This window comes from Sphingopyxis sp. Root1497 (genome assembly GCF_001427085.1).
Taxonomy (GTDB): Bacteria; Pseudomonadota; Alphaproteobacteria; order Sphingomonadales; family Sphingomonadaceae; genus Sphingopyxis.
This window is the reverse complement of record NZ_LMGF01000003.1, coordinates 1,521,038-1,527,151: the sequence shown is the minus strand read 5'-3', so window position 1 is coordinate 1,527,151 and position 6,114 is coordinate 1,521,038. Positions and strand designations below refer to the sequence as shown.

The following is a 6,114-nucleotide window of genomic DNA, read 5'->3' as shown; positions in this document are numbered from 1 at the left end:
CCTCCCAACCGATATTGGCCATTCCGAAACAGAGTGGTTGCGAAATAGGTCGTTAACCGTCTGCCTGATCTGCGAGAGAAGCGTGCCTCCCGAAACTCGATTGGAACAGAGCTTCGTTGCTCGTCTCACGGATGGCTTTGCGATAATCTTTTGTGTCCAAGATGCCGAGGCCGAAGCTCACCGCAATACACTACATCAGCTACACGCTGGGAAATTTACTGCCATTTTCGACATAATATGGTCGTCGTCGCTGCCGTCGCCGTCGCCGTCGCCGTCGCCGTCGCCGTCGCCGTCGCCGTCGCCGTAATTGCACTTTAACGTATGTGCCGGTAACCATCTGACGTCAAAATAAACACGCGGGGGCGGACGTGTCTGGACTTTTTTCGATCATTTTCTTGGCGGCGGTCGTCGGGATTTTCAAACCCTACGTCGGTGATTTGAAACGGTGGCATTTTGCCGTCGCCGCGCTCGTATCGCTTATCCTTGTTGGCTCGTTCGCCGATCCCAAGGCGGTATCAGAACAAGCACCAGTCGAGGCACCTGAAGAGAAATCTGCCGAGAGCGGCACTGCCGCAGATGTCGCGCCGAAGGCTCCCCCGTCGAAATGGACCTACGACGAACAGATCGACCAGATGCGCGGCACGGTCACCAAGACTGCTCGGGTTACGAGTTTGAACGAAGTGAACCTTCAATTTCCGTATGGGACGGTGGGCGGATATCTCGACGTCCGCAAGCGCCCCACCGATGGATTGAACATCATGTTCAGTGTGGATAGTGGGCAAATCCTGTGTCGCAGCTACAGCGACGGTCACATTTCAGTGAAGTTCGACGATCAGCCCATCAAAAATTATGGGTGTGATGGCGCGAGCGACGGCAGTTCGGATGTCGCCTTCATCCGCAACGAATCCGGCTTTCTCGCGAACCTGAAGAAGTCGAAGAAGGTCATCATCGAAGCCGAGTTCTATCAGCAGGGACGGCAGCAGTTCATGTTCGACACGGCAGGACTGGAGTGGAAGTGATGGTCGCGCAGAAGAATAAAGTGATGCTCCCCGCAGGATTGATCGCTTGCGCTTCGGCGATTAGGACTTGCATCGAAGACGATCAAGGGGAGGACGTGATATAACGTGATGCGCCTAGTTTACACGATTGTCGCCCTGAGCTTCTCCACGAGCGCTGTTGCAGTGCCTCCTTGGGAGGTAGCGAAATCTGACGGATATTGTTCGGCGATCACGTCATTTGAGGACGATACCATTATCGGCATCACGCTCGACTGGCGAACGGATATGATTGGCCTTTACCTATTCAACGAACATTGGAAGTCTCTCGCTGAGCGGGAAGGCGGAACCATAAACATGCATATCCAAATGTCCGGTAACGTCGAATATGATGAATGGTTTGACGAGAAAGCGGATATCGGAACCGATGGGCCTATCGGGTTTCGGACGAGCTTTGCCAAGGAACACAAGGACGATTTTCTGACAAGCTGGGCGTTCGCTAACGCGTTCACATTGCGTGCCGACGATATCAACCTAGGTTCCTTTACCCTTCGAGGTTCGAGGGAAGCTATGCTGTCATTGCTCAATTGCGCCAATCGTGCCCTCAAGGAAGACCGCTCCGATCCCTTCGCGAAATAGATGATCAGCGAGCACTCGACTGACGCTCCCAACCGATTTCTATGCGTCTACAAGCTTTGGAGCCGTGCAAAATTCTGATTTTGTGGAGATGATCAATGTCGAAGAATCCTCAACCCGATGAAGGCGCAGACGAATTTATCACGCGCCGGATGGCGGGCGGCAAGCCAAACAAACACCTAGAAAAGCTCGATGCAAACCACATGCTATCGGGCGAGGCTGTCATAGTTTGGGCACCAAGCTTCCGTATCGGCACTACGTTTGAGGGCATAGCCGTCTTGACGTCAATGCGGCTGATTTTCTTTCGTGCTGGAAAGCTAGGCGACATGCTGGAACCAATACCAATTGATAAAATTAGCAGCGTCGAAGCGAAGCGCGGCATCATGTTTCTAGATGCCACCGTAAATACGACAAATGACTCGTTGAAGCTTCGGTTTGCGGACAAGCGGCGTGGTGATGACGTGCTTCACGCGCTACAAGAAATAATTCACCAGCCGCAGAATAATGCAGAGATGAGTTCTACGCGAAGCGTTACAACCGATACTCCCATGGATAAAATCGTTCGACTCGGCGAGCTTCGGGATGCCGGGTTGCTCACGGATGAAGAGTTCACGGCAAAAAAGGCGGAACTGCTAAGTCAGATTTAGACGAATTAACGATTTTCTCTTTGTTGGCCAGCGGATTGTGGTTCAGCATTTTCTTGACGCATTCCAGAACTGTGAGATTCTTCTGGAATGACCAAACGCATCGCCATCTACACCCGCGTCTCGCAAGATAGCCAGACCACCGAGAACCAGCGCCGCGAGCTTATCGCTGTTGCCGAGCGGAATGGGTGGGAGATCATCACCGAGTTCACCGATCATGGAATCTCAGGCTCAAAAGGTCGTGACCAACGTCCCGGTTACGATGCGCTCATGAAGGCGGTCGCTCGTCGTGAGATCGATATGGTGGCAAGCTGGGCCGTCGATCGGCTTGGACGCTCACTGCAACATCTTGTTGGCTTCCTCACCGAGATTAATGCCAAGGGCGTCGATCTGTATTTGCACCAGCAAGCGTTGGACACGAGCACGCCGAGCGGGCGCGCGATGTTCGGCATGTTGAGCGTCTTTGCGGATTTTGAGCGCGAGATGATCCGAAGCAGGATCATGGCAGGGTTGGCGCGTAGTGATAAGAAGGCCGGTCGCCCATCCTTGCCTCCAATCATCGTCGAGAAAATCAAACGGACGCTCGCATCGGGAACTTCCATCAATGCCACCGCCAAGCGGCTCAAGGTTGGGGTCGGCACCGTCCACCGCATCAAGATGAAGATGGCCGAAGCCGCCTGACCAACAGCATCACCAAAACGGTCATCGCCGACACGATCGTCCCGAACATCATCACCGCCGTCGTCACGATGATCAGCGATCAAACTTCAGATAACGATAACCGAAATCATGGAGAGCATCATGACTGTCAGCATCGAAGAAGGCTCGAAGGACGATCGGGCAGCCTCGGGAAATGCTGATGGGGATGATCGTGGCGCACCGTTGATCGAAAGTAGGCCGAGACGCTCGAAGGATCAGGAAGCGTCTGAGGGGGCTTTGGAAGACGGTGATGATGTGAGTCCTCTTCTGGCACTCGAACAGACCGGCGCTGAAAAACCACAAGAAAATATCGCTAAGATGGAGGACTCGAACCGTTCGCCCGACAGCGANCGGGAAAATGGCCCATCATCAGCCAGAAAATCCCGAAAAACGGTCGGTATCGAGGACAGTGTTAGGTCGGCTCGCTGAGGCCGAGCTTACCGAAGTTCACGGCCGCAATGATGCGAAGCCAGTTACCAGTGGCTGCCCGAACCCAGTTTCATTCAGGCGCAGACGTGTCGCGAATAATAAACTGCGCCCGGTCGAGCAGTTCATCAAAGGTAATGATCTCGATAGACCGCAGGTCCTGTCTATACAGTTCAAAAGTGTCTTGCATGATCCGCTTATCCCGAATGCTGGGTGCTTTTGCAAATTCGTCACGCGAGCCAATGACGAGGATTGTCTTGGCATTGCGCGTTCTTGTCATGAGCGGCTTCGTGCCGTCACGAGAATAATGGCTGCCCATCTCCGCAAAGCTCAGCCACTCGGCTTTCTGCTCAAGTATCTGAGAAATTGCTCCTGTGAACTTGTCGCTGAACACATGTGTGCCGGAGCGGCTCTCGCTTCCTCTCACTGCCTTGAAAATGGGCGTGTCAGGCCTCTTGATCTCTACCAGCACCGTGTAATCGGTGAACTGCATAAGGAAGTCGATGACACTCTTTTCCCGATTGTCGACACCTCCGGTGGAGACGGTCATCTCGCGGTCAAAGGGCCGCATCACCCGGTAGTGAAGCCCGTAACCGAATACCCACGGCTGGCGTTCGAAAAATTCCTGCCATTGGAGTTCGGGCCACTCCCCTGCCCTCATTTCCCTTTCGAACTCTTCGAGCGCCGCTCGACGCCCGAGGAGCACATTGATCTCGTCAGGCGTAAGTGTATTCCTCAACGCGCCCAAAAGTGCGGCTCGGTCGGCGGAGTTCATCGAACGGACTTGCTCGATCAGATTTCCGTCAACAGCGTCTACAATAGCCCTACGACGAGCGCCCCCAGACATATCCTCGATATGAAACCCGTCCGGGTTGGACAGGTCGATGAAGTCCACTTCGTTTAGGAAGTTCGTTAAGCGCTGATACTCATCCTGCCTCAACGTGAAGCTATGTTCATCATATCCCTGATACCAATCCTCATTTCCGCGAGACTGGAAGGTTTGTAGCGTCACACGACGTATAGATTTGTCGTCTTGCGAGACCACGGCCGTAACCTGTGTTTTGCGCTTTGTGCCCGACATCCGGAGACGCAGCGCACCTTCTATCTCACCGAGATGCAGAACGTCGGAGCCCTCTAATACGATGATAACATTTCGCATGGGCTCGCTGTTGCGGGTATAAGTGAAAACCTTTGAGATGTAGGTCTTCCCCTCGCGCCGCAATTTAAAGAACTCATGGTTGTCGGTCATCGGCGGATGATGAGGGGTTGTTAGCCGAATAACAAGTGGCCGCTTATAGAACCAAATGCTCTACATCGACTTGCTCGAACGCGAGCTTTCGCACCGCCTCATTCAAGACCGTAACACGATGGCCGCTTCCGTAGTTATCGTGAACGGCGGAGCGCGATGAACCAGTTGTCCAACCGCCGAGAAGCAGAGAAATATCGTGATCGGTTCGCGCCGCGCGTAGCTCGTCCCTAAAGTTGTGGCGAAAAGAGTGGAACGATGTGCGGCTCCGCTTTGCGCCACTGGCTCGCAGAAATTGGGTGAACCATTTGCTGAAGGCGACGGGACGCGAACCGGTCGATCCCGTCTCGATATCGTCGAACAGCTTCTTCTCACCAGCCTCGCGCTTCGCCTGAGCGAAATGCAGGAGTCCACAGTTGATGAGGATCGGATGAACTGGAATTAGCCGATCACTGGCGGTGGTCTTCAACTGCTTGTCGGTGCTCCCGACCAGTGAGCGCAGGCTTACGACGATACATTCGACGCCATCGATGGTGCGAATGTCGGTGGTATCAAGCTGGCAGATTTCGCCGAGCCGCGCACCGGTAAACAACGCGATCAACGGCACCCAGAATCGCGCGTTGCGCGGTCGCTGATTACCGACTTGATTGTAGCCTCGCCCCCCGTCAAGGCAGCCGCGATAGAGCGGTGCGTTAAATATGGCGTGAAGCTGCTCGCCGTCGAACGGTAGGCGCTTGTCGCGCTTGTTTATCGGATCAGGCAGACGCAGCCCGCGCGCCGGGTTGCGCAAGAGCAGTTCCTCGTTGACCGCCCAATTCAGGAAACTGCTCATATTCGTCATTAGCGAGTTGGCGTTCGCCGCACTGATGATCTTGATGTCGCCGCGCAGGCGGGCCCGTTCAGCCGCTTCGCGCGGGGAGAGCTTGGGGAAGAGTTTGACCGCGTTGGCGGGAAGGAAGCGCAGCAAATCCAGCATGTCGCGACAATGTGCGCGTGAGATCGATGCGATGGGAACGGTCTCACCGATCACTGCGAGGGCTAGCTTCCGGCTCGTCTCATACGCCTCCCGCGTATTGATGGTCCATGCGCGCGTGGGGTCATCGATGTAGTTACGATACGCCTCGGCCAGCGTGAGCGGGGTGTCAGGCTGGACTCGCTCAACAGCCATCGACGCCACCGGCATGGGAATGGAATACGCGATGGGATCGTCCTTCAACGGTCGGATAAGCGTCGCATCGACCGGTAAGCCTGCCATCGCGCGAGCGTGCTCAATCTCCATCTCGATCCGGGCAACCACCCCCGGCAATCGACGCAAGGCAACGGCGAGACTGTCAGTGCGCAGCGACCGCCAGATTTCGAGACGATTTAATAGACGCTGAGCATTCGCCGGGACAGTGTGGCGATAGTAGATTTTGCGGCCTCGTCGAAGCATGCCACGGGGCAAATTCCGTAGCAGTTTACCGTAGCA

General features: G+C 54.9%; 6 protein-coding genes. 4 read left to right on the top strand and 2 right to left on the bottom strand.

Annotated features, from left to right (window positions below):
* Positions 1-395: 395 nt before the first annotated feature.
* The 4 genes from ASD67_RS10710 to ASD67_RS10695 all read left to right on the top strand — a co-directional run bounded on the left by ASD67_RS10710 (position 396) and on the right by ASD67_RS10695 (position 2,956).
* Complete coding sequence (locus tag ASD67_RS10710; protein WP_156377652.1) at positions 396-1,019, top strand: hypothetical protein; 624 nt, start codon at positions 396-398, stop codon at positions 1,017-1,019.
* 108 nt (positions 1,020-1,127) lie between these two features.
* Positions 1,128-1,634 (top strand): hypothetical protein, encoded by a 507-nt coding sequence (locus tag ASD67_RS10705; RefSeq protein WP_156377651.1) that lies wholly within the window; start codon positions 1,128-1,130, stop codon positions 1,632-1,634.
* A gap of 95 nt (positions 1,635-1,729) precedes the next feature.
* Complete coding sequence (locus ASD67_RS10700) at positions 1,730-2,278, top strand: SHOCT domain-containing protein (RefSeq protein WP_082545014.1); 549 nt, start codon at positions 1,730-1,732, stop codon at positions 2,276-2,278.
* An 87-nt stretch (positions 2,279-2,365) separates the two neighbouring features.
* Positions 2,366-2,956, top strand: coding sequence for a recombinase family protein (locus tag ASD67_RS10695; RefSeq protein WP_056346671.1), 591 nt, complete (start codon positions 2,366-2,368; stop codon positions 2,954-2,956).
* Between the two features lie 517 nt (positions 2,957-3,473).
* On the opposite strand, the gene ASD67_RS10685 is transcribed toward ASD67_RS10695, so the two are convergent.
* Together ASD67_RS10685 and ASD67_RS10680 are read right to left on the bottom strand one after the other, a co-directional pair.
* Positions 3,474-4,649 (bottom strand): Shedu immune nuclease family protein, encoded by a 1,176-nt coding sequence (locus ASD67_RS10685; protein ID WP_056346662.1) that lies wholly within the window; start codon positions 4,647-4,649, stop codon positions 3,474-3,476.
* Positions 4,650-4,692: 43 nt separating this feature from the next.
* Positions 4,693-6,114: DUF6538 domain-containing protein (locus ASD67_RS10680; protein WP_235535631.1), on the bottom strand; the 1,422-nt coding region annotated here is incomplete at its 5' end.

Bases quoted from the DNA above. Each gene is read 5' to 3' on its own strand.
- ASD67_RS10685 (WP_056346662.1), bottom strand. From the start codon at position 4,649: ATGACCGACAACCATGAGTTCTTTAAATTGCGGCGCGAGGGGAAGACC.
- ASD67_RS10700 (WP_082545014.1), top strand. From the start codon at position 1,730: ATGTCGAAGAATCCTCAACCCGATGAAGGCGCAGACGAATTTATCACG.
- ASD67_RS10695 (WP_056346671.1), top strand. From the start codon at position 2,366: ATGACCAAACGCATCGCCATCTACACCCGCGTCTCGCAAGATAGCCAG.
- ASD67_RS10705 (WP_156377651.1), top strand. From the start codon at position 1,128: ATGCGCCTAGTTTACACGATTGTCGCCCTGAGCTTCTCCACGAGCGCT.